This window comes from Actinomadura rifamycini DSM 43936 (genome assembly GCF_000425065.1).
GTDB lineage: Bacteria > Actinomycetota > Actinomycetes > Streptosporangiales > Streptosporangiaceae > Spirillospora > Spirillospora rifamycini.
Genome location: NZ_AULB01000023.1, coordinates 73,733 through 95,019, shown reverse-complemented (window position 1 = coordinate 95,019; position 21,287 = coordinate 73,733). Strand labels below are relative to the sequence as shown.

The following is a 21,287-nucleotide window of genomic DNA, read 5'->3' as shown; positions in this document are numbered from 1 at the left end:
CGCGGCTGTACGGAAGGGCAATGCGGACAAGCTGACAACAACGATCTTCTTGTGGATCGGCGAGCGGTCGGTGACGGTGGTTCCGCCATGGGCTTCGCCCCCAGCTCCCGCATCCAGGGGAACCGATGAAGCTGCCCTTCACACCGTCCGCCATCGCCGCCGCCGCGCTCGCCGCGGCCGGGCTGCTCGCCCTTCCGCTCGCGACGCACGGGACGCCCGCCGCGCGGGCCGCCGCCCTGCCGAGCGTCGACATGGAGGCCACCGTCAAGGCGGCCCAGATCGACCCGCGCAGGGCCGACGACACCCGGACGCCCGGCGCCGAGGCGAGCGTGCTGCTCGTCGAGCAGGCGCTGCAAGACCGGGACCTGCTCGACCCGCGCTGGGTCGACGGGTACTTCGGCACCACGACGATCGCCGCGTACGCGAAGTACCAGAAGTCGCTCGGCTACACCGGCCTCGACGCCAACGGCCTGCCGGGGAAGACGTCGCTCACCAAGCTCGGCACCGACCGCTTCCGGGTCACCCGCACCCTCACGCCGGGCGACCGGGTGTCCGACGGCGGCGTCGTCCTCAACACGCGGACGCGGAGCATGCTCGCCGAGGCGGAGCGGCTGTTCGGCCGCGCGTTCGTCATCGAGCAGGGCTCCTACAACCCCGGCGGCGACCCCACGTCCGCGGGCACGCACGACGGCGGCGGCGTCGTCGACCTCTCGGTCGCGGGGATGACGCCCGCCGACCGCACCGCGGCCGCCCGCGCGCTGCGCCGGGTCGGCTTCGCGGCCTGGGTGCGCAGCCCGCGGCAGGGCGACTGGCCGTGGCACATCCACGCCGCCGCCATCAGCGACACCGACCTCTCCAGCCAGGCCCAGCACCAGGTGGGCGACTACTACCTCGGCCTGGACGGGCTCGCCGCCCGCGGCCCCGACGACGGCCCGAAGGTGACCATCCGCACCTGGGAGGAGTACCGCCGCCGCTGACCCCGCCCACCCGTTCCGCAGTCGCAGTTCCGCGAACAGAAGGAGACCAGCATGAGCACGTTCACCAGGATCCTCACCCTGTCCACCGCCGCGATCGCGCTCGGCGGCGCGGCGTCCGCCCTCGCGGCGCCCGCCTCGGCGGCCGCCCGCAACGGCGTGTGCGAGAGCGGCGAGTTCTGTTACTACTACAACAGCAACAACGCGGGGTCGGTGTCGGACTTCACCGGCTCGCTCGCCAACTACGGCACCGAGCAGCCCTCCTGCTACGACTTCAAGGGCGCCGGCAACGGCAAGGGCCTGTGCATCAAGAACGAGGCCGCCTCGGTGTGGAACCGCAGCACCAAGACCGTCCGGGTCTACTACAACAGCAACTACGGGGGCGCCTACCAGGACTTCAAGGCGGGCGCCAAGGGCAACCTGAACGCCACCCTCAAGAACAACAACGCCTCGCACGAGTTCTCGCCGTCGGCGCGGACGAACATGTCGTACGCGCTGTACAAGGCGAGCGGCGGCCGGATCACCGCCGCCTTCGACGGCTACGAGAGCACGCCCGGCCGGCACGAGGGCATCGACTTCGCCCGCGGCATCGGCTCGAACGTATACGCCCTGACGAGCGGCAAGGTCATCTACGTCGCGCGCGGGGCCAACGGCAGCGGCGGGCTCTCCACCGTCTCCGTCTACAACTCCTCGCTCAACAAAACGGTGATCTACCTGCACACGGCGCCGCGGTCCGGGGTGAGCGTGGGCGACTCGATCAGCCGCGGCCAGGTCATCGCGGACGAGGCGTGGCGCGGGGTGTCGTCCAGCTCGGGCGCCCACACGCACGTCGAGATGCGTCCGGGACGGCAGACGCACGCGGCGAAGAGCGTCGGCGACCCGGTCCTCGACAACCCGAACCCGAACTCGTTCTGGCGCTCGCAGGGCTACAACGTCCGATAACGCGGCCCGGCGGAAGAGGATGACGACTGTGTCGACACGAACCGGACGGCTCGTCCCGAGGCTCGTCGCGGCGGCCGCCGCGGTGCTGCTCGGCGGGGCGGTCCTCGTCCCGGCGACCACCGCGTCGGCGGCGGCCCGCAACGGCGTCTGCGAGAGCGGCGAGTTCTGCTACTACTTCAACAGCAACAACGCGGGATCGGTGTCGGACTTCACCGGCTCGCTCGCCGACTACGGCACCGAGCAGCCCTCCTGCTACGACTTCAAGGGCACGGGCAACGGCAAGGGCCAGTGCATCAAGAACGAGGCCGCGTCCGCCTGGAACCGCAGCGGCAAGACGGTCCGGGTCTACTACAACAGCAACTACGGCGGCGCCTACCAGGACTTCAAGCCCGGAACCAAGGGCAACCTGAACGCCACCCTCAAGAACCAGAACGCCTCGCACGCGTTCCTGGGCTCGACCCCGCCGACCGGATGCAAGACCGACGGGACGCACACCAAACTGCCCACGACGATCCTGGTGTACCGGGTGTCGCTGAACCGGGTGGACCGGGTCGACTTCAAGACGTACGTCAAGAACGTCCTGCCCAACGAGTGGATCACGAGCTGGCCGACGGAGTCCCTGCGGGCCGGGGCGATGGCGGTCAAGCACTTCGGCTGGTACTGGGCGCTGCACTCGACGCGCAAGACGCCGAGCGGCCAGTGCTTCGACGTCTACGACAGCACGTCCAGCCAGGTGTACAAGCCGGGCTCGGCGAAGGCGTCGACGAGCGCCGCGGTGGACGCGACGTGGAACACCCGGATGACCCGGAGCGGGAAGATCCTCCAGGCGCACTACTGCTCCACGACGACGGCCTGCGGCGCCTGGGTCACCGGCGACTGGATGTCGCAGTACGGCTCCCGTGACAAGGCCAACGCGGGCTGGAGCCACTCCAGGATCCTCAAGGCCTACTACAGCGGGATCGTTCTTTCCTGATCCCCCGATTCCCTGATCCGCCGATCACGGGCCCCGGTTCCCCGTCGTGTCGTCCACGACGGGGAACCGGGGCCCCTGGACGATGACCTGGAAGTTGACCGGCCGACTCCCGGGAAACACCACTTTTCCGGCGGAGTCCACCATCTTGAAGCGCACGTAACATAAACCCGGCTTCTTGGGGGTCGTGATGTCGACCCGGATGTCGACCATTTCACCGGGCCCCGTGTCGTCGATCGGCACGTCGGAGATGGTCTGGCATTGGTCGGCGCGCTGCGGCAGGTCGAGGCGGCGCAGCGAATACCCCTCCCACGGCACGCTCCCGCTGTTCTTGATCCGCCACACCTTCGCCACGGTCCTGCGGGCGCCGACGCGCGTGCAGTCGGGCAGCGTGACGTCCGTGATGAACGTGGCCGCGTCCCCCGTGCGCAGGGGCGGGGCCGGCGGCGGGTTGGTGGTGCGCACCGGGCAGTCGGTCGGGGACGGCGCGGCCTTCGCCGGCCGGGCGCCGGACGCCCCCGGACCGTTCCCGTCCGCGGCGGAACCGCGGTTGACGACGACCACGACGAGCGCCACCGTGCCCATCCCGACGGCCGCGGTGGCGAGCGCCGCGGCGGCGGCGCGGCTCGGCCGGAGGCGTCCCCGCCGCCCGGCCACCGGGACGGCCCGCACGCCGTCGCCCGCCCCGCCCGCGGTCTCGCCGGGCGGCGGCGGGGGCGTTCGCGGCGCGTCCGCGTCCCGCACGGCGTCCGCGCCCCGCACGGCGTCCGCGTCCCGCACCGCTTGGGCGTCGTGCGGGACGTCCGCCTCTCGGGCGGTGTCCGCGTCCCGGACGGCTTCGGCGGCCGGGGCGTCCGCGGAGGCCGCGGCGCCCTTCGCGGGCGCGGACCGGACCGTCCGGTTCGCGGTCTCCCAGCGGTCGCGGTACTCGGCCGGGTCGCCGCCGCACGCCTTGACGAACTCGGCGGTGGTGCCCCAGCTCGGGAGTTTGTTCCCCTTCGTGGCTTCGTGCAACGTCGTATGGGAGATGGCCCCTGACCGGCCCGACATCTCCCGGAAAGGCGGATTGCCGACCGAGTTGCGCAACTCGCGCAGAGCCCTCGCGAAATCCGCGATCGCCGCCTGTGCACGCTTGTCGTCCACCGGGTGAAGCTAACAGCGCCCATGGTGATCACTCAAGCCCGGATCGGTAACTGCGGGGTCCGGGACAAGGCAGAACGGTTTCCCGCGCGTGAAGGATCGGTGGCCGGAAAGAACGCGCAGGTCATGGACGTCCCGGCGGCGAGACGCCGGCACCCGACCGGCATTGTCGGCGAAAGGGAAGGGGTCTGTCGAAATGGGACGGAAATGAGACCGAGTGGAGCGGAGCCGCGGCCGCGCTGCTGAGAGCAGATCCGCCGTGGGCGGATCGGGGTGGGCGCGGTGCCCGCGCCGCCGCACAGTGAAGGGCATGAGCGAGGAACAGAAAATCCCGTTGTTCAACGAACGCGTCCGCAACGAGCTCTACGGGCAGCGCGTCCTCGTCCTCGACGGCCCCCTGGACGACGACAACGGCACGCTGCTGGCCACCCAGCTGATCACGCTGGCGCGGGAGGACGCGAAGTCCGACATCGCGCTGTGGATCCACTCCCCCGGCGGGTCGGTGCCGTCGATGCTCGCGATCCGCGACGTGATGCGGCTCGTCCCGTGCGACGTGTCCACGCTGGTGCTCGGCATCGCCTACAGCGCGGGCCAGTTCCTGCTGTCGTCCGGAACCCGCGGCAAGCGCCGCGCGATGCCGCACGCCCGCGTGCTGATGCACCAGGGCTCCGCCGGGATCGCCGGCGCCGCCGTCGACATCGAGTTGCAGGCCGGCGACCTGCGCCACACCCGCGACACGGTCCTCGGGCTCATCGCCGAGGACACCGGCCAGCCCATCGAGCGGGTCTTCGAGGACTCGCTGCACGACCGCTGGTACACGGCGCGGGAGGCGCTGGCGTACGGGTTCGTCGACGCCGTCGTCGGCGACTTCGAGGAGATCGCGCCGGCCGGCCGCCGGCCCGCCGGGCTCCGCCCGGAAGGAGGCGCCCGATGAGCACCTACACGATCCCGAACGTCATCGCGCGGGACTCCCGCGGCGAGCGCATCATGGACGTCTACTCGCACCTGCTGACGGAGCGGATCATCTATCTCGGCACCGCCATCGACGCGGGCGTCGCGAACGCGCTCGTCGCGCAGCTGCTGTACCTGGAGGCCGACAGCCCCGAAAGCGACATCCAGCTCTACATCAACTGCGAGGGCGGCGACCCGAGCGCGATGCTCGCCGTGTACGACACGCTCCGCTACATCCGCCCGCAGGTGGCGACGACGTGCGTGGGGCAGGCGGTCGCCGTCGGCGCCGTGCTCCTCGCCGCGGGCGCCCCCGGCAAGCGCGCCGCGCTGCCGCACACCCGGGTCGTCCTGCACCAGCCGATGGGGCAGGGGCGCGGGGCGATCCCGGACCTCATCCTCCAGGCGGACGAGGTGGTGCGGGTGCGCGCGGAGATCGAGCGCATCCTGTCCCGGCACACCGGCCAGGACACCGCGACGCTGCGGGCCGACACCGACCGCGACCGCGTGTTCACCGCGGAGGCCGCGCTGGGCTACGGCCTCCTCGACCACGTGCTCGAGGAGCGCAGGCCCCTCCCGGTGTAGGGACCGCGCGGGCCGGTCAGGCGGCCAGCGCGTAGGCGGCGCTGCAGGTCGGGCCCGCCGGGGCGGATCCGGCCCGCGCCGCTCCCGGGAGGGCGGTGCCGGCCGGGACGGCCAGCAGGCTCGTCGCGACGGCGAGGGTCAGGTCGGCGAGGGTGGTGTCCAGGGCGCCGGCGACCGCGGCGATCATCTCGCTCGACGGCTCCTTGACACCGCGCTCGATCTCGGAGAGGTACTGCGGCGAGACCCCGGCGCGGCGCGCGGTCTCCACCAGGATCTCTCCGCGCTCCAGGCGCAGGCTCCGCAGGCACGAGCCGAGCGCGGCGCGCCACAGCGGCTCCGCCGCCGGTCGCGTCGCGGTCCGCTCGTGCGGCGTCTCGTCCGGTCGGATGCTCTCGGCCATGCGCACATCGTAAGTCGGCGGCGGCGCCGGACCCATCCCTTCCGCCCACCGCTGAACGGCCGGGGCGCGCACCGGCGATTTCCCCGATTCCCGGCGGCGGGATCGCGGTTTGACTTGGCGGCGTCCGGTTCCCGGCCAGAAGGGATCACCCCATGTCGCGCACCAGCGGGCGCCTGCGCACGTACGGCGCCGCCGCCATCGGCGCCGCGGGCACCGCCACGCTCACCGTGGACGACGTGCGCGTCGAGGCCGGGGACGGCGGCGCGGAGCCCCCGGCGGGCTCGCTGCCCCCGGTGGACGACGTGACCGCGCCCGGCCCGTACGCGGTGGCGGTCGACGAGTCCGCGGGCCCCGGGAACGACGGGTGGCTCGTGTACCCGGCGAACGCGGGCGCGGACGGCGTGGACCACCCGGTCCTCGTGTGGGGTCCGGGCGCGGGGTCCGACCCGTCCGACTACGCGGACATGCTGCGCCAGTGGGCCTCGCACGGGTTCGTCGTCTACAGCGAGGTGTCGTCCAGCAGCGGCGCCTACATGGTCGAGGCCCTCGACTGGCTGGAGCGGCAGAACTCGAGCCCGCTCAGCCCGCTCTACCAGGACCTCGACACGTCGGAGATCGCGTTCGGCGGGCATTCGCGCGGGTCGATCGGGACGTTCGACGCGGCGGACGACCCGCGGCCGGCGACGACGGTCCACGTGGCCGGCGGGTCCTTCGACGGGAACGGCCCGGACAACCTGCGGAAGCCCGCGCTCTACATCGGCGGCGACAGCGACTTCGCCACCGGCAACATCGAGCGGGACTACGCGAACACGGACGTCCCGGTCTGGTTCAACATCCTGGACGACACCGACCACATCCTCGCCACGCGCAACGGGCAGCACATCATCACGGCGTGGCTGCGGTGGCATCTGGCGGACGAGGAGTTCCGCCGCACGGAGGACTTCCTGAGCGGGGCCTGCACGTTCTGCGGCCTGGGCGACGTCCGGTACAAGAACTGGTGACGCCGCCTGCCGCACGCCCTACCGGTCGCCCCGGTCCGCCGGGTCGGCCGTGTCGGCGGCGTCGCGCCGTCCGGCGGACTTCCGGACGGGACGCATCCGCACGCCCGTGATCGCGTGCCGGTCGACGTCGGTGACCTCGATCGTCCAGCCGGAGACGCCGACGCGGTCCCCGGGCCGTTCGGGGACGCGGCGCAGCTTCGCGAGGACGAGCCCGGCGACGGTGGTGTAGTCCCCGGCGGGCGGGTCGGCCACCTCCACGCCGAGGTCGGGGAGGTCGTGGATCGGGAACGTGCCCGGGAGCAGCAGCGCCCCGTCGGGCTCGGTCCGCACGGCCAGCACGTCGCGGTCGGTCTCGTCGTAGATCTCCCCGACGATCTCCTCCAGCAGGTCCTCCAGGGTGACGATGCCCTCGACGCCGCCGTGCTCGTCCACGACGAGCGCGAGCTGCTGGTGCTCGGCCTTGAACCGGCGCAGCGCCTCCGACACCCGCACCGAGTCGGGGAAGACGACCGCCGGGCGGGCCAGCGCCGCGACGGGGGCCGCCGGGTCGCCGGTCGTCAGGTCGCGCAGGTTCGCGATGCCGACGACGTCGTCCAGCTCCCCCGCCGCGATGACCGGGGCCCGCGAGTGCCCCGACTCGGCCAGCGCGGTGCGCGCCCGCCCGGTCGGCTGGTCGTCCGGCAGGGTGAACACCTCGCGGCGCGGGCGCAGCACCTCGCGGAGCGTCCGCTCGTGGATCTCCAGCGCGCCGGAGATGATCTGCCGCTGCTCGGCGGTGAGCCCGCGGTGCCCCGCCACCAGGTCCCGCAGCTCCTCCGGGCTGAGCTGCTCCTTGTCGGCGCGCGGGTCGCCGCCGAGCGTCCGCACCACCAGGTCGGTGGACGCCCCGAGGGCCCAGATGGCCGGGCGGGAGACCAGCGACAGGACGTCCAGCGGGCGGGCGACGAGCATCGCCCAGCGCTCGGCGAACTGCATCGCGAGCCGCTTGGGCGCCAGCTCCCCGAAGACCAGGGTGACGAACGACAGCACCACCGTGACCAGGGCGATCGCGACCGGTTCGGCCGCGCCGCCGAGGAACCCCAGCGGCGCCACGAGCGGCTCGGCCAGCGACACCGCCGCGGCGGCCGAGGCCAGGAAGCCCGCCAGCGTGATGCCGACCTGGATGGTGGCGAGGAACCGGTTGGGGTCGCGGGCCAGCCGCACCAGGGTGCGCGCGGCGGCGCCGCCGCGGCGGTCGAGCTGCCGGAGCTGGCCCTCGCGCAGGGAGATCAGCGCGATCTCGCTCCCGGCGAACACCGCGTTCAGCAGCACGAGGACCGCGACCAGCGCGATGTTCACCCAGTAATCGCCCATGACTTCCCGTTCACCCGCCTACGCCGACCCAGACAAACTACACGTGTAGCCGATGGGGTCCCGGCGCGGGCGCTCAGTCCTCCTCGTCGCCCTCGTCGTCCTCGAAGACCTCCTCCAGCACCTCGCCGGCGATCATGCCGCCGGCGACCCCGGCGGCGACGCCCACCGCCGCCCCGGCCGCGACGCCCGCCCAGCCCGGACCGCCGCCGTGCCCGTGCCCCTTGTCCCCGCCGTGGCCGTGGTGGTCCGCGTACCCGGCGCGGTGGCCGGACGGCCCGCCGGCCAGGTCGTCCAGCCAGCGGGCCAGCTCGGCCGTCCAGTCGAGGGACACCGCCTCCTCGTGGCCGACGCGCAGCCGGAAGACCTGGTCGGACGAGCCGAACAGGCCGCCGCGCCGGTCGGCCTCCAGCACCACCGCCATGCCGACCGGGTCGGCGACGAACGTCAGCTCCACCTCGCCGATCCGGCCCGCGTACGCGGGCGGCGCGGAGAACTCGATCTCCTGGTAGAACGGCAGCTCCTGGTCCACGCCGTGGAGGCGGCCGTACTCGAGGTCGGCGCCCTTGAACCCGAAGCCGAGCCGGTCGAAGGCGTCCAGCACGCGCTCCTGCGACGGCAGCGGGACCACCGCGACCGGGTCCAGGTCGCCCTTGTCGACGGCCTTCGCCAGCGCCAGCTCGGTGCGCACCCCCAGCGCCATGCCGTGCAGCGGATGCCCGTGCACCTCGGTGATCGGCGCCTCCCACGGCAGCGCCAGCTCGAACGGGAGGACGCGGTCCTCCCCGGCCTCCAGCCGGAACGCCCCCGCCGCGTCCGCGCGGCCGAACTCCAGGGCGCCCGCCGACTCGCCGTCCCCGTGCTCGACCTCGACCCGCGCGACCAGGCCCAGCGACACCCGCTGGACGTCCACGGCGTAGTCGGCGGCGGTGATGCGCACCTCGCCCGCCAGGGTCTCGCCGGGACGGCGGCGCGGTTCGGTGAGCACGGTGTCGACCTTCGGGCCGCCCACCCCGAACGCGCCCAGCATCTTCTTGAACCCCACAACGCCTTCCTTCGCGCCGCGCGACGCCGGCTCCGCCGCCGGCGTCTCCCGGGACAACGTTATTACACGTGTAGTTTCCAGTCTCGTGAATCCCCGCGGGCAACGGGCACGATTAAGCTTCCGGAACGGGCGCAGCGCCCGCGGGACGAGGGAGGTGCGGCCGGTGGCGCGACGCGCGCTGGGACATCTGGAGGCCGAGGTGCTGGCCGCGCTCGCCGCCGCGGACGGCCCGGTCAGCACGGCCGAACTGCGCGACCGCATCCCCGGCGACCCCGCCTACACCACGATCAACACCATCCTGTTCCGGCTGCACGCCAAGCACCTCGTCACCCGTGCGCGGCAGGGCCGCCACTACCGGTACCGGCTGGCGGTCGACGAGTCCCGGCTCGTCGCCGACCGGATGCGCGACCACCTGCGCCTCGCCAGCGACCCGTCCAGCGTCCTCAGCCGGTTCGTGCAGGACCTCACCGCCGACGAGGAGCGCGCCCTGCGCGCCGTCCTCGCCGACCCCCGCCGCTCCCCCGGAGAATCCGCGTGATCTGGCTGACGCTCCTGCCCGCCACGCTGGTGCTCGCGCTCGGCGCCGCGCTGAGCGCCGTCCCGCTGCCGCTCCACCCGTCCTGGACGGCGCGGCTGCTCGCCACGGTCGCGGGCATGGCCGTGACGACCGTCATCGGGACGCTGCTGTTCATCAGCCTCAACTACGCGGCCACCCTGTTCCCGCACGCCGCCGACCGGCTGCCCGAGTGGGCGCTGTTCGGCGACGACCGCCCGGTGCACGCCGCCCTCGGCGCCCCCGCCTGCGCGCTCACCTGCCTGTGCGTCCTCGCCGCCGCCCGGCTCGCGTCCCGCTGGGCCGCCGAGGTCCGCCGCGCCGCGCGCGGCGCCCGCTCGATCGCCGACTCCGACGTGCCGCTGGCGCTGGCCGTCCCCGGCCGCGGCGTCCTGGTCTCCCGCGGGCTGCTGGCGCTCCTCGACCCGGCCGAACTGCGCGCGGTGCTGCACCACGAGGCGTCCCACCTGCGGCACCGCCACCACCACTACCTCGCCGCCGGCGCGCTCGCCGCGGGCACCCTGCCGTTCCTGCGGCGGCTCAACGGGCGGCTCCGCTTCCACCTGGAGCGCTGGGCGGACGAGGACGCCGCCGAGGCCGTCGGCGACCGCGAGCTCGTCGCCCGCACCATCGCGCGGGTCGCCCTCGCCCGCCCGTCCGGCGACGCGTCCCCGCCGCCGCTCTCCGCGTTCACCGACTCCGGCGTCGTCCAGCGCGTCCAGGCGCTGCTCCGCTCCGCCCCCGCCAAGAACACCGTCACCGGCCCCGTCGTCCTCACCGGCGCGGGCCTGTGCACGGGCGTCCTGGCGTCGACCGCCTGGCAGCTCGACCACGCCCTCGGCCTGGCCATCCTCTGACCCCCGAAGGAAGGCGACGCCGCATGGGACCGCGGCGCGGCGGCGCCGGCGAGGCCCGCGAGACCGACCACCGCTCCACCCTCGACCTGCTGGACGGAAGCGCCCTGCGGTAGGCGCGCCGGTGAACGACATCTCGCCCGCCCCGCACCCGGCATCGACCGGCGGCGGCGCCGTCCGGGAGCACCTGCGGATCACCGCCGACGCGGTGTTCCTCAACGCCGGATCGCGACGCCGAAGTGCAGGCCCTCATCCGCGCGCGGATGGACGAGTTCGCCCGGGTCGGCGGCGGCGTGATGATCGACCGCGACGCGCAGGACCCTTCGACCTGGCACGCGCTGGGCGGCGTCCCCATGGGCGGCGCGGGCGTCGCCCTTTTCCACGGAAAGGCGCATGAAGGAACGCGAACGACCCCTAGGTTTTTCGTATGACGTCTCCCTACGAAGGTCTGTTCGAGCACGCCGAGCGGTACCTCGGCCCCGTGACGCACGCCGAGCCGCCGGACGTCCTCGGCTTCAACCGCGGGTTCGCGATCGGCTACCACCGGCACCCCGAGTTCGAGATGGTGTCGGCCGCGACCACCGGGGTCCGGTTCCAGGACCTGGAGTTCGAACTGCCCGAGGAGATCGTCTGCTCGGCGCGTCCGGGACAGGAGTCGGAGGCGGGCTACCTGGCGCACGTCGCCGCCTCGAACGCGGTGAAGAGCGGCCGGGGGCACGGCTACGGGGGCGGGTACCGCAACGCGGAGCCGCTGATCCCCGACACCCGGATCTCCGCCTTCGCCCACTTCCTGCACCCGCTCCTGCCGAAGGAGTTCGCCTACTTCCGCAACGCCGCCGGTGAGGCCGCGCTCCGGTTCGTGACGGTGGTGCCGATGACCGACGCCGAGTTCCTGTTCGTCCGCGACGAGGAGGAGGGCTTCTCCGGCCTGATGGAGGTGTGGCGGCTGAACGGCACCGACATCCTCGACCTCCACCGGAAGTCGGCCGTCTGAGGCGTCACGGGTACACGACGCGGTACCAGTGCGCGGACTCGTCCTCGAGGGGTTCCAGCCGGACGCGCGTGCCGCCGGGGCTGTCGAACAGGCGCACGCCGTCCCCGAGGAGGACGGGGGCGATGAAGACGAGCACCTCGTCGAGGATTCCGGCCTCGACGCACTGCCGGGCGACGTTCGCGCCGAGGACGTTGACGTAGCGGTCGCCGGCGGCGGCGCGGGCCTCGGCGACGGCGGTGCGCAGGTCGCCGGCGAAGACGACCCCCGGGACGGGCTCCGCCGGGGGCCGGTGCGTCAGGACGACCATCGGCCCGTCGTACCGCCCGCCGAACGCCCCCTCCTTGTCGGTGCCCTCGTTCGGGTCGCCGCCGCCGTAGGTGCCGTTCCCGGCGAGGATGGCGCCGATCCGGTCGACGAGCCCCTCGGCCGCCGGGTCGGGGGCGGCCAGGTGCTCGGTCAGCCAGGACATGTCCCCGCCCGGTGCCGCGATGAAGCCGTCGAGCGACATCGTCGCCGAGTACAGGAGCTTTGCCACGCTTCTTCCTTTCGTGACGGTCGAAGGGGTCGACCGGGCGGGGGCCCGGAACTCATCGGCCGGCCCCCGGAACGCGCCGCGCGGGTCGCGTCATTCGTCTTGTGTGCCGCAGAGGCGCGGGATGCCCGCTGTGCCACAATGGCCCGCGTAGGCGACGGCGGAACGAGGAAGTCCGGTGCGAATCCGGCGCGGTCCCGCCACTGTGATCGGCGAGCGGACCCCGAACACGCCACCGCCCCTTTCGGGGCGGGAAGGCCGGGGCGAGCGACGACCCGAGAGCCAGGAGACTCACGCGGTCGCCTCCTCACGGTAACTGGGGCGGATCTCCCCAGAGAGGAGAGGCTGGCATGGCCGTTGGACTCCCGGTGGTCCGGGACCGCGGCGGACGGCGGGCGCGCTCGGCGCTCGGGTCCGCCCTCGCACTCGTGCTCCTGCTGTCGGGCTGCGGCGCGTCCGGCCGCGCCGCGGACGGACGGGACGGCGCCGCGCCGCCCGGCTTCCCGGTGACGGTCGAGAACTGCGGCGTCACGACCACCTACGAGCGGCCCCCGCGCCGCGCGGTGTCGCTGAACCAGCACGCGACCGAGGTGATGCTCGCGCTCGGCCTCGAACGGTCGATGGTCGGGACCGCGTTCCCGGACGACGCCGTCCCGCCGGAGTTCGAGCGGGCCTACGGCGGGATCGAGGTGCTGGCCGACGAGTACCCGTCGTTCGAGGTGCTGCTGGCCGCCGAACCCGACTTCGTGTACGGCGGCTGGGCCAGCGCGTTCGCCGAGCAGGACGGGCGGAGCCGCGCGGCCCTCCGCGAGGCCGGCATCGACACGCACCTCAACATCGAGGAGTGCCCCGGCGGCCCGGTGACGATGGCGACGGTCGAGGAGGAGGTCCGCACCGTCGCGAAGATCTTCGGGGTGTCCGCGCGCGCCGAGGAGCGGATCGCGTCCATGCGCGCCGTCCTGGAGCGGACCGCCGCCGCCCTCGCGGGCGCCGACCCGCTGACGGTCGCCGTGTACGACAGCGGCGACCGGACCGTGTTCACCTCGGGCGGCGCCGGGATCGGCAGCGAAATCATCCGGCTCGCGGGCGGCAAAAACCTGTTCGCCGACCTCGACGACGCGTACGGGGACGTCTCGTTCGAGCAGTTCGCCGAACGCGCGCCCGAGGTCGTCCTCATCTACGACTACGGCGACCGGCCCGTCGAGGACAAGAAGAAGTTCCTGCTGGAGCACCCGGCGCTGCGGGACGTGCCCGCGATCCGCGACGAGCGGTTCGCGGTGCTGCCGCTGTCGTCGACGGTCACCGGCGTGCGGGCGGCGGGCGCGGTGGAGGCGCTCGCCCGCCAGCTGCACCCGGACCGCTTCGCGTGACCGCGACCGCGGGGCGGGTCGCGCTCCCCCGCGTGCGCGCCCCGTACCCGCTCGTCCTGGTCCTGCTCGGGGCGCTGCTGCTCGGGACCGCGACGGCCGCGATCGCCGTCGGGTCCGTCGGCATCCCGCCCGACCAGGTGTGGGGCATCCTGCTGCACCGGCTGCACCTCGCACCGGCCGCGGACTGGACGCCCGCCCGCGAGACGATCGTGCTCGACGTGCGCCTCCCGCGCGTCCTGCTGTGCGGGGTCGTCGGCGCGGGCCTGTCGGTGTGCGGCATGGCGCTGCAGGCGATCGTCCGGAACCCGCTCGCCGATCCGATGCTGCTCGGGGTGTCGTCCGGCGCGTCGGTCGGGGCGGTGCTGGTCGTGGTGTTCCACGTGTCGTGGTTCGGGATGTTCTCGCTGCCGCTGGCCGCGTTCGGCGGCGCCCTCCTCGCGCTCGTCCTGGTGTACGCGCTCGCCCGCTCGGGCGGCCGGATGACGACGGTGCGGCTCGTCCTCGCGGGCGTCGCGACGGCGGAGGTGCTGTCGGCGGTCGCGAGCTACCTGGTCATCACCTCGGACGACCCGCACGGCGCGGAGTCGGCGCTGCGCTGGATGCTCGGCGGCCTCGGCGGCACCACCTGGGCGGTGCTGTGGATCCCGGCGGCGGCGGTCCTGGCCGGGACCGCGGTCCTGCTCGGGCTGTCCCGCCCGCTGAACCTGCTGCTGGCCGGGGAGGAGGCCGCGACGGCGCTCGGGATGGACGTGCACCGCTTCCGCGCCGCGCTGTTCGTGCTGGTCGCGCTGATGACCGGGACGATCGTCGCGGTGAGCGGCGCCATCGGGTTCGTCGGGCTGATCATGCCGCACGCCGTGCGGCTGCTGGTCGGCGCCGACCACCGCCGCGCGCTCCCGGTCGTCGCGCTGCTCGGCGCGTCCTTCCTGACCGCCGCGGACCTCGCCGCGCGGACCCTGATCAGCCCGGAGGAGATCCCCGTGGGCATCCTCACCGCCCTGGTCGGCGGCCCGGTGTTCCTGTACCTGATGCGGCGGAAGGCGGCCCGGTGACCCCGCGGACCGGACCCGGGACGCTCGAGGCGGAGGCGGTGTCGGTCGTGCTCGGCGGCCGGACGCTCGTCGACCGCGTGTCGCTGGTCGCGGCGCCGTCCCAGGTCATCGGGCTCGTCGGGCCGAACGGGGCGGGCAAGTCGACGCTGCTGCGCACGTTCTACCGGGCGCTGCGCCCGGCGTCCGGGCGCGTCCTGCTGGACGGCGGCGACGTGCGCCGGATGCCCGGGCGGCTCCTCGCGCGGCGGCTCGCCGCCGTCCTGCAGGAGGCCCCGGGGGACTTCGAGCTGACCGCGTACGACGTCGTCGCGATGGGCCGCACCCCGCACAAGCGCGCGTTCCAGGGCGACGACGACGCCGACCGCGCGATCATCTTCGGGGCGCTGGCCGAGCTGGAGGCCGCGGACCTGGCGGACGCGCCGTTCGACCGGCTGTCGGGCGGCGAGAAGCAGCGCGTCCTCATCGCCCGCGCGCTCGCCCAGCGCACCGGCACCCTGGTGCTGGACGAGCCGACCAACCACCTCGACCTGCGGCACCAGATCGACGCGCTCCGGCTCGTCCGCCGCCTCGGCGTCACGGCCGTCATCGCGCTGCACGACCTGAACCTCGCGGCGGCGTACTGCGACCGCGTGCACGTGCTGGACGGCGGCCGCACGGTCGCCGCCGGGACGCCCGCCGAGGTGCTCACCGCGGACCTGCTCGCCGCCGTGTACCGCGTCGACGCCGAGGTCACCGCGCATCCCCGCACGGGCGTCCCGCAGATCACCGTCCTACCGGAGTGAGCCGCCCCACCCGTTCACCGCGCGGCCGGCTCCGCCCCCGCGCCGGGCTCCAGCCCCGCGCCGCGGCCCGCGCCGCGGCCCGCGGGCGGCCGGTTCGGCCGGACGGCCCGGTGGACCAGGTCGGCGACGTTGTAGCCGACGATGCCTGCGATGTCGGCCAGCCCGGGAGTGCCGATGATCGCGTTGGCCTCACCGGCGGTGAGGCTGCGGTGCCAGCGGGTGTCCGCCTTGGGCTTCTCGTTGTTCCAGTAGGGGCGCGCCTTCTCCACGAACAGCTCCGCCTCGGCGCGCGCGGGCCCGTCGAGCCGTCCGATGTGCTCCTCGAGCTGCTCCTTGCCGACGTAGGGCACGAAGGAGCTCCAGTTGCCGCCGGCGTCGTGGATGCGGCCGGTGTCCGCCTTGTCCCGCAGCGGCAGGTGCAGGAAGGCGGCCAGCCGGTCGAGGTGCCGTTCCGGGCGCGCCATGTAGCCCTCGTAGCGCACCACCATGTGCGGGAGCCCGTGCGTGTTCACCGTCCGGAGCGCGTCGACGTAGGTGTTCCGCCAGATGTTCGCGCCCTGCCACAGCGGCTCGCCCGTCCGGTTGCGGTGGCTGATCGCGAAGGCGATCGGGTTGCGCGCGGTCAGGATGACGCTGAGCGGGGTCCGGTTCGCCGGGTCGGCCTGCTTCTGCTCGACGGCCCGGCGGAGCCAGGCGACGTACTTGCTCCCGTCGAGGATCGCCGCGGCGCCCAGCGACCGCGCGAGCTCCCCGTGCATGCCGAGGATGTCGTCGTACGACACGCGCTCGCGGAGCGCGTCGGTGAAGTGTCGGCACTCCCGGCCGAGCAGGGAGCACGGGCCGCAGACCATCCCGGCGTCCTTGTGGCTGAACCCGGGGACCTGGGTGAAGTTGTTCAGCTCGCCCACGTAGTGGGCCTTCTTGATCCGGGTCGTCATGTCGCGGCCGATCAGCGTCGACCCCGAGAACAGGGTGCCGAGGACGAAGACCGACGCCGGCGGCCGGTCCGGCGCCTTGGGCAGCCGCGATCGGAGGTTCACGAGCCTTCCGGGCACGGCCGAAGCCTCTTCCGTCTGAGAGTTCACGTTCACGCCCCCGGTCACGACGAGTGGAATCCATGCACCCTCTTACCCCGGTCTGTCCTGGTCGACGGCTCCGTGGCACAAGGAGGACACCCCGCACATTGTGCCGGTAGCGGGCCCGGAACGCGCGGGCCCGGGCCCGCGATCCGTTGTTCAGGTGGTGATCATGCGGGGGTCACCCCGTGCACGGGCGGGCGCTGCGGCCGGCGGCGAGGGTGGGGCCGCCCCGGCGCGGCGCCGCGGCGGAAGGAAGAGCGTTCATGAGGATGTGGCGGAGGGCCGCGGCGGTGTGCGCCGCGGTGTGCGCGGCGGCCGTGCCGGCGGTCGGGGTCGCGGTGCCGGCGGAGGCCGGGGAACGGCGCGGGACGCGGTTCGACCTGCAGGCGCACCGGGGCGGGCTCGGGCTCGTGGCGGAGAGCACGACGGCGGCGTTCGCGAACGCGCTGGAGCTCGGCGTGAGCACGCTGGAGCTGGACGTGCAGATCACCGCGGACCGGCGCGCGGTCGTCACCCACGACCGGCAGGTCAGCGCGAAGAAGTGCCGGGACACCCGGCCCGCGTTCCCCGGCGACCCCGAGTATCCGTACGTCGGGAAGTACGTCAAGGACCTGACGCTGCGGCAGGTGCGGACCCTGGACTGCGGGTCGCTGACCCTGCCGGAGCATCCGGGGCAGCGGCCCGTGCCGGGGGCGCGGATGCCGCTGCTCGGCGAGGTGTTCGACCTCGTGCACCGGTACCGGGCCTACGGCGTGAAGCTCAACGTCGAGACGAAGGTCGAGGCCGGGGCGCCGCACGAGACGGCGCCGCGCGAGCAGTTCGTCCGGATCACGGCGCACGAGGTGCGCAAGGCGCGGATGCTGCGGCAGGTGACGATCCAGAGCTTCGACTGGGGCGCGCTGATGCGGATGCGGGAGGTGGAGCCGCGGCTGGAGCTGGTGGCGCTCACCAACCGCGACTTCCTGCAGACCGGGCGGCCCGGGCGGTCGCCGTGGCTGGGCGGCATCGACATCGACGACTTCGGCGGCGACCCGCTGGCGGCCGTCCGGTCGTTCGGGGCGTCCGCGTTCTCGCCGGTGCACGGCTTCCCGCAGAACGGGAAGGTCACCGACCCCGGCTACCGGCCCTACGTCACCCGGGACATGGTGCGGCGGGCGCACCGGCTGGGGCTGAAGGTGGTGCCCTGGACGGTCAACGACCCGGCCACGATGAACGCGCTGATGGACGACGGCGTGGACGGCCTCATCACCGACCGGCCCGACCTGCTCCGCGCGGTGATGGACGGGCGCGGGCTGCGGCTGCCGAAGCGGTACGAGGCGCGGAAGCCGCACCCCCGGGAGCGCGTCCGCGCCGGGTGACTCCGGACACGTCCGGGACGCGGAGGCCGGACCGCCCCACGGGGGCGGTCCGGCTCTCTTCGTGCGGGGACGCGGGCCGCGGGGGCGGAGGGGGGTGCCCGGCCGGTCGGCGCGGCCGGGTATTTTAACTGCTGACCGCGCCCCGGCCGCATCATTCGTTGTCTTGAACCGTTCGCATTTATGAAGTTAGGTTGACGCCATGACCGCATCCCAGCCCCCGAACGCCGCCCAGGAGCTGCGCGGTGCCGGCCTGCGGGTGACGGCCGCGCGCGTCGCGCTGCTCGAGACCGTCCGGGCCGGCGACCACCTCGGCGTCGAGGCGATCGCGTCCGGGATCCGCGACCGCGTGGGCCACATCAGCCTCCAGGCGGTGTACGAGGCGCTGCACGCGCTCACCGCGGCCGGTCTCGTGCGCCGCATCGAGCCCGCCGGGAGCCCGGCGCGGTTCGAGGGGCGCGTCGGCGACAACCACCACCACCTCGTGTGCCGGCAGTGCGGCGCCGTCAAGGACGTCGACTGCGCGGTCGGGCACCCGCCGTGCCTCGACCCGGTCGACGACTCCGGGTACCTGGTCGACGAGGCGGACGTGACGTTCTGGGGCCTGTGCCCCCGGTGCCGGGCCGCCTGACGGCGGCGCCGGGCGCCCGGCGGCCGGGCCGGCCCGTGCGGGCCGGCCCGGAACGGTCGGTCAGGCGAGCGCGGCGAGGTCGTACCGGTCGAGGTTCATGACCTTGTCCCACGCGGCGACGAAGTCGGCGACGAACTTCTCCTTCGCGTCGTCGCTCGCGTAGACCTCCGCGACCGCGCGGAGCTCGGCGTTCGCGCCGAACACGAGGTCGGCGCGGCTGCCCGTCCACCGGACGTTCCCGGAGGCGTCGCGGCCCTCGAAGGTCTCGGAGTTCTCGTCCACCGGCTTCCACACCGTGCCCATGTCGAGCAGGTTCACGAAGAAGTCGTTGGTCAGCGTCCCGGGGGTGTCGGTGAGGACGCCCAGGGACGACTGCCCGTGGTTCACGCCGAGGACGCGCAGGCCGCCGACGAGGACGGTCATCTCGGGCGCGCTCAGGGTGAGCAGGTTCGCCCGGTCGACCAGCAGGAACTCGCCCGGGAGCTGGTGCCCCTTCTTCAGGAAGTTGCGGAACCCGTCGTGCATGGGCTCCATCACCTCGAACGACTCCACGTCGGTCTGCTCCTGCGACGCGTCGGTGCGGCCCGGGGTGAACGGCACCTCGATGTCGTGGCCGGCGTCCTTCGCGGCCTTCTCGACGGCCGCGCACCCGCCGAGCACGATGAGGTCGGCCAGCGAGATCCGCTTGCCGCCCGTCTGCTCGGCGTTGAACGCCTCCTGAACCTGCTCCAGGGTGCGCAGCGCCGTCGCGAGCCGGTCGGGGTCGTTGACCTCCCAGTTCCGCTGCGGCTCCAGCCGGATGCGGGCGCCGTTGGCGCCGCCCCGCTTGTCGGTGCCGCGGAACGACGCGGCCGCCGCCCACGCGGTGGCGGCCAGCTGGGACACCGACAGGCCCGAGTCGAGCAGCCGCGCCTTGAGGGCGGCGACGTCCTCGGGGCCGACGAGCTCGTGGTCCACCGCCGGGACCGGGTCCTGCCAGACGAGCTCCTCGGTCGGGACCTCGGGGCCGAGGTAGCGGACGACCGGCCCCATGTCGCGGTGCGTCAGCTTGAACCAGGCGCGGGCGAAGGCGTCCGCGAACGCGTCCGGGTCGTCCTTGAAGCGGCGCGAGATCGGCTCGTAGATCGGGTCGAAGCGCAGCGACAGGTCGGTCGTCAGCATCATCGGCTGGCGGTTCAGCGTGCCGTCCTCGGGGTCGGGCACGGTGTCGGCGCCCGCGCCGTCCTTCGGCCGCCACTGGTGCGCGCCCGCCGGGCTCTTCGTCAGCTCCCACTCGTAGCCGAAGAGGACGTCCCAGAAGGTGTTGTCCCACGTGGTCGGGGTGGGCGTCCAGGTGACTTCGAGGCCGCTGGTGTGGGAGTCGCGGCCCTTGCCGGAGCCGTGGGTGCTCTTCCAGCCGAGGCCCATGTCCTCCAGCGGGGCGCTCTCCGGCTCGGGGCCGATGTGCTCGTCGCCGGGGGCCGCGCCGTGCGTCTTGCCGAAGGTGTGGCCGCCCGCGATCAGCGCGACGGTCTCCTCGTCGTTCATCCCCATGCGGCCGAAGGTCTCGCGGATGTCGCGGGCCGCGGCCACCGGGTCGGGGTTGCCGTTCGGGCCCTCGGGGTTGACGTAGATGAGGCCCATCTGCACCGCGGCGAGGGGCTTCTCCAGGTCGCGGTCGCCGCTGTAGCGCTCGTCGTCCAGCCAGGCGGTCTCGGGGCCCCAGAAGACGTCCTCCTCGGCCTCCCAGGCGTCCTCGCGGCCGCCGCCGAAGCCGTACGTCTTCAGGCCCATCGTCTCGAGGGCGACGTTGCCGGCCAGGATCATCAGGTCGGCCCAGGAGATCTTGCGGCCGTACTTCTGCTTGACCGGCCACAGGACGCGGCGGGCCTTGTCCAGGCTCGCGTTGTCCGGCCAGCTGTTCAGCGGCGCGAACCGCTGCTGGCCCGCGCCGGCGCCGCCGCGGCCGTCGCTGACCCGGTAGGTGCCGGCGCTGTGCCACGCCATCCGGATGATCAGCGGGCCGTAGTGCCCGAAGTCGGCCGGCCACCAGTCCTGCGAGTCGGTGAGGACGCGCGCGATGTCCTCCTTCACCGCGGGCAGGTCGAGGCTGTTGAACGCCTCGGCGTAGTTGAAGTCCTCGCCCAGCGGGTTCGCCACGGCGGGGTTCTTGGCGAGCATCTTCAGGTTGAGCCGGTCCGGCCACCAGCCGCGGTTGCCGCCGCCCTGCGTCGGGTGCGGGGCGCGGTCGTGCGCGACGGGGCAGCCGCCCTCGCTCGTCGTGCCGGTGTCGTGAACGTTGTCGGCCATGTCATTCCTTCCGGTGCTGAGGCGGGGTGGCGATCAGGAACTCTCGGCGGTGGAGCAGTCGGGACACAGCCCCCAGTAGACGACCTCGACCTCGTGGACCGCGTAGCCGCGATCGTCCGAGGCGGTCAGGCACGGCGCCTCGCCGACGGCGCAGTCGACGTCGGCGATCGCGCCGCAGGCCCGGCACACGAGGTGGTGGTGGTTGTCCCCGACCCGCAACTCGTAGCGCGCCACGGACCCGGACGGCTGGATGCGCCGGACGAGCCCCGCGGCGGTCAGCGTGTGCAACGAGTCGTACACGGCCTGGTGGGAGACCTTGGGGAGGCGGCTGCGCACGGCGCCGATGAGCGTGTCCGTGTCCGCGTGCGGGTGCGCCTGCACCGCGCTCAGCACGGCCGTCCGGGGACGGGTCACGCGCAGAGCGGCCCCGCGCAGCATCCG

The 21,287-nt window shown here is 73.5% G+C and carries 23 protein-coding genes and 1 riboswitch; of the genes, 15 read left to right on the top strand and 8 right to left on the bottom strand.

Translation table 11 applies throughout. From position 1 onward, the window contains the following. Positions 1 to 125: 125 nt before the first annotated feature. The 3 genes from H505_RS0122320 to H505_RS49155 are packed head-to-tail and all read left to right on the top strand — an operon-like array spanning position 126 to position 2,889. Complete coding sequence (locus H505_RS0122320) at positions 126 to 977, top strand: hypothetical protein (protein ID WP_026403757.1); 852 nt, start codon at positions 126 to 128, stop codon at positions 975 to 977. 51 nt (positions 978 to 1,028) lie between these two features. Next, a complete protein-coding gene (locus H505_RS0122315) occupies positions 1,029 to 1,916 on the top strand; it encodes a peptidase inhibitor family I36 protein (protein ID WP_034519241.1) in 888 nt (295 codons plus the stop codon). 28 nt (positions 1,917 to 1,944) lie between these two features. Next, positions 1,945 to 2,889, top strand: coding sequence for a peptidase inhibitor family I36 protein (locus tag H505_RS49155; protein ID WP_211238532.1), 945 nt, complete (start codon positions 1,945 to 1,947; stop codon positions 2,887 to 2,889). Positions 2,890 to 2,913: 24 nt separating this feature from the next. Here H505_RS49155 and H505_RS47940 read toward each other — a convergent pair whose 3' ends face one another. Then, positions 2,914 to 3,900 carry an NBR1-Ig-like domain-containing protein gene (locus H505_RS47940; protein ID WP_051301033.1) on the bottom strand — a complete coding sequence of 329 codons (987 nt, stop codon included), beginning with the start codon at positions 3,898 to 3,900 and terminating at the stop codon, positions 2,914 to 2,916. Between the two features lie 436 nt (positions 3,901 to 4,336). Here H505_RS47940 and H505_RS0122300 point away from each other — a divergent pair, with 436 nt between their 5' ends. Continuing rightward, a complete protein-coding gene (locus tag H505_RS0122300) occupies positions 4,337 to 4,960 on the top strand; it encodes a ClpP family protease (RefSeq protein ID WP_026403755.1) in 624 nt (207 codons plus the stop codon). After that, a complete protein-coding gene (locus H505_RS0122295; protein WP_026403754.1) occupies positions 4,957 to 5,559 on the top strand; it encodes a ClpP family protease in 603 nt (200 codons plus the stop codon). The genes H505_RS0122300 and H505_RS0122295 overlap by 4 nt, the downstream gene beginning before the upstream one ends. Positions 5,560 to 5,575: 16 nt before the next feature. Here H505_RS0122295 and H505_RS0122290 read toward each other — a convergent pair whose 3' ends face one another. Further along, a complete protein-coding gene (locus tag H505_RS0122290; RefSeq protein ID WP_026403753.1) occupies positions 5,576 to 5,959 on the bottom strand; it encodes a helix-turn-helix domain-containing protein in 384 nt (127 codons plus the stop codon). A 152-nt stretch (positions 5,960 to 6,111) separates the two neighbouring features. On the opposite strand from H505_RS0122290, the gene H505_RS47935 reads away from it, so the two are divergent. After that, on the top strand, positions 6,112 to 6,960 hold the full coding sequence (locus H505_RS47935) for a poly(ethylene terephthalate) hydrolase family protein (RefSeq protein WP_051301032.1): 849 nt from the start codon (positions 6,112 to 6,114) through the stop codon (positions 6,958 to 6,960). 18 nt (positions 6,961 to 6,978) lie between these two features. On the opposite strand, the gene H505_RS0122280 is transcribed toward H505_RS47935, so the two are convergent. Together H505_RS0122280 and H505_RS0122275 are read right to left on the bottom strand one after the other, a co-directional pair. Beyond that, positions 6,979 to 8,313 carry a hemolysin family protein gene (locus H505_RS0122280; RefSeq protein WP_026403752.1) on the bottom strand — a complete coding sequence of 445 codons (1,335 nt, stop codon included), beginning with the start codon at positions 8,311 to 8,313 and terminating at the stop codon, positions 6,979 to 6,981. Positions 8,314 to 8,386: 73 nt separating this feature from the next. After that, positions 8,387 to 9,355, bottom strand: a complete 969-nt coding sequence (locus H505_RS0122275) for a sporulation protein (protein ID WP_026403751.1) — start codon at positions 9,353 to 9,355, stop codon at positions 8,387 to 8,389. Positions 9,356 to 9,518: 163 nt separating this feature from the next. On the opposite strand from H505_RS0122275, the gene H505_RS51095 reads away from it, so the two are divergent. The 4 genes from H505_RS51095 to H505_RS0122250 all read left to right on the top strand — a co-directional run bounded on the left by H505_RS51095 (position 9,519) and on the right by H505_RS0122250 (position 11,756). Then, positions 9,519 to 9,893: a BlaI/MecI/CopY family transcriptional regulator gene (locus tag H505_RS51095; protein ID WP_026403750.1), complete on the top strand. Its 375-nt coding sequence runs from the start codon at positions 9,519 to 9,521 to the stop codon at positions 9,891 to 9,893. Then, positions 9,890 to 10,765 (top strand): M48 family metalloprotease, encoded by an 876-nt coding sequence (locus tag H505_RS0122265; RefSeq protein WP_026403749.1) that lies wholly within the window; start codon positions 9,890 to 9,892, stop codon positions 10,763 to 10,765. Before H505_RS51095 ends, H505_RS0122265 begins: the two co-directional genes overlap by 4 nt. A 260-nt stretch (positions 10,766 to 11,025) precedes the next feature. Then, entirely contained in the window at positions 11,026 to 11,193 is a 168-nt protein-coding gene (locus tag H505_RS51090) for a hypothetical protein (protein WP_211238531.1), read from the top strand. After that, positions 11,190 to 11,756 (top strand): suppressor of fused domain protein, encoded by a 567-nt coding sequence (locus H505_RS0122250; RefSeq protein ID WP_026403747.1) that lies wholly within the window; start codon positions 11,190 to 11,192, stop codon positions 11,754 to 11,756. Before H505_RS51090 ends, H505_RS0122250 begins: the two co-directional genes overlap by 4 nt. 4 nt (positions 11,757 to 11,760) lie before the next feature. On the opposite strand, the gene H505_RS0122245 is transcribed toward H505_RS0122250, so the two are convergent. Next, a complete protein-coding gene (locus tag H505_RS0122245) occupies positions 11,761 to 12,291 on the bottom strand; it encodes a dihydrofolate reductase family protein (protein ID WP_026403746.1) in 531 nt (176 codons plus the stop codon). Positions 12,292 to 12,419: 128 nt separating this feature from the next. After that, positions 12,420 to 12,601: riboswitch (cobalamin riboswitch) on the top strand. A gap of 37 nt (positions 12,602 to 12,638) precedes the next feature. Between H505_RS0122245 and H505_RS0122240 the strand changes: the two genes are divergently transcribed. From H505_RS0122240 to H505_RS0122230, 3 genes are read left to right on the top strand one after another with little or no spacing between them, the layout of a single operon-like run. Continuing rightward, positions 12,639 to 13,658, top strand: a complete 1,020-nt coding sequence (locus H505_RS0122240) for an ABC transporter substrate-binding protein (protein WP_084550639.1) — start codon at positions 12,639 to 12,641, stop codon at positions 13,656 to 13,658. Further along, positions 13,655 to 14,710, top strand: coding sequence for a FecCD family ABC transporter permease (locus H505_RS0122235; RefSeq protein ID WP_026403744.1), 1,056 nt, complete (start codon positions 13,655 to 13,657; stop codon positions 14,708 to 14,710). The genes H505_RS0122240 and H505_RS0122235 overlap by 4 nt, the downstream gene beginning before the upstream one ends. Continuing rightward, complete coding sequence (locus tag H505_RS0122230; RefSeq protein ID WP_051301031.1) at positions 14,707 to 15,492, top strand: ABC transporter ATP-binding protein; 786 nt, start codon at positions 14,707 to 14,709, stop codon at positions 15,490 to 15,492. The genes H505_RS0122235 and H505_RS0122230 overlap by 4 nt, the downstream gene beginning before the upstream one ends. Before the next feature lie 14 nt (positions 15,493 to 15,506). Here the strand turns inward: H505_RS0122230 and H505_RS0122225 are convergent, their stop codons facing one another. After that, positions 15,507 to 16,532 carry a sulfotransferase family protein gene (locus tag H505_RS0122225; protein ID WP_026403742.1) on the bottom strand — a complete coding sequence of 342 codons (1,026 nt, stop codon included), beginning with the start codon at positions 16,530 to 16,532 and terminating at the stop codon, positions 15,507 to 15,509. A gap of 302 nt (positions 16,533 to 16,834) precedes the next feature. Here H505_RS0122225 and H505_RS0122220 point away from each other — a divergent pair, with 302 nt between their 5' ends. Beyond that, positions 16,835 to 17,929: a glycerophosphodiester phosphodiesterase family protein gene (locus tag H505_RS0122220; protein WP_051301030.1), complete on the top strand. Its 1,095-nt coding sequence runs from the start codon at positions 16,835 to 16,837 to the stop codon at positions 17,927 to 17,929. 199 nt (positions 17,930 to 18,128) lie between these two features. Then, complete coding sequence (locus H505_RS0122215) at positions 18,129 to 18,557, top strand: Fur family transcriptional regulator (RefSeq protein ID WP_026403740.1); 429 nt, start codon at positions 18,129 to 18,131, stop codon at positions 18,555 to 18,557. 60 nt (positions 18,558 to 18,617) lie between these two features. Here H505_RS0122215 and katG read toward each other — a convergent pair whose 3' ends face one another. Together katG and H505_RS0122205 are read right to left on the bottom strand one after the other, a co-directional pair. After that, the gene (gene katG / locus H505_RS0122210; RefSeq protein WP_026403739.1) at positions 18,618 to 20,846 is read right to left on the bottom strand and encodes a catalase/peroxidase HPI; all 2,229 of its coding nucleotides are present in this window, start codon (positions 20,844 to 20,846) and stop codon (positions 18,618 to 18,620) included. 33 nt (positions 20,847 to 20,879) lie between these two features. Then, positions 20,880 to 21,284: a Fur family transcriptional regulator gene (locus H505_RS0122205; RefSeq protein WP_199747777.1), complete on the bottom strand. Its 405-nt coding sequence runs from the start codon at positions 21,282 to 21,284 to the stop codon at positions 20,880 to 20,882. Positions 21,285 to 21,287: the final 3 nt, after the last annotated feature.

Coding starts and splice junctions, on each gene's coding strand:
- H505_RS47935 (WP_051301032.1), top strand. CDS start 6,112: ATGTCGCGCACCAGCGGGCGCCTGCGCACGTACGGCGCCGCCGCCATC.
- H505_RS0122280 (WP_026403752.1), bottom strand. CDS start 8,313: ATGGGCGATTACTGGGTGAACATCGCGCTGGTCGCGGTCCTCGTGCTG.
- H505_RS0122295 (WP_026403754.1), top strand. CDS start 4,957: ATGAGCACCTACACGATCCCGAACGTCATCGCGCGGGACTCCCGCGGC.
- H505_RS0122290 (WP_026403753.1), bottom strand. CDS start 5,959: ATGGCCGAGAGCATCCGACCGGACGAGACGCCGCACGAGCGGACCGCG.
- H505_RS0122320 (WP_026403757.1), top strand. CDS start 126: ATGAAGCTGCCCTTCACACCGTCCGCCATCGCCGCCGCCGCGCTCGCC.
- H505_RS0122205 (WP_199747777.1), bottom strand. CDS start 21,284: ATGCTGCGCGGGGCCGCTCTGCGCGTGACCCGTCCCCGGACGGCCGTG.
- H505_RS0122250 (WP_026403747.1), top strand. CDS start 11,190: ATGACGTCTCCCTACGAAGGTCTGTTCGAGCACGCCGAGCGGTACCTC.
- H505_RS0122300 (WP_026403755.1), top strand. CDS start 4,337: ATGAGCGAGGAACAGAAAATCCCGTTGTTCAACGAACGCGTCCGCAAC.
- H505_RS0122220 (WP_051301030.1), top strand. CDS start 16,835: ATGAGGATGTGGCGGAGGGCCGCGGCGGTGTGCGCCGCGGTGTGCGCG.
- H505_RS0122315 (WP_034519241.1), top strand. CDS start 1,029: ATGAGCACGTTCACCAGGATCCTCACCCTGTCCACCGCCGCGATCGCG.
- H505_RS0122240 (WP_084550639.1), top strand. CDS start 12,639: ATGGCCGTTGGACTCCCGGTGGTCCGGGACCGCGGCGGACGGCGGGCG.
- katG (WP_026403739.1), bottom strand. CDS start 20,846: ATGGCCGACAACGTTCACGACACCGGCACGACGAGCGAGGGCGGCTGC.
- H505_RS51090 (WP_211238531.1), top strand. CDS start 11,026: ATGGACGAGTTCGCCCGGGTCGGCGGCGGCGTGATGATCGACCGCGAC.
- H505_RS0122215 (WP_026403740.1), top strand. CDS start 18,129: ATGACCGCATCCCAGCCCCCGAACGCCGCCCAGGAGCTGCGCGGTGCC.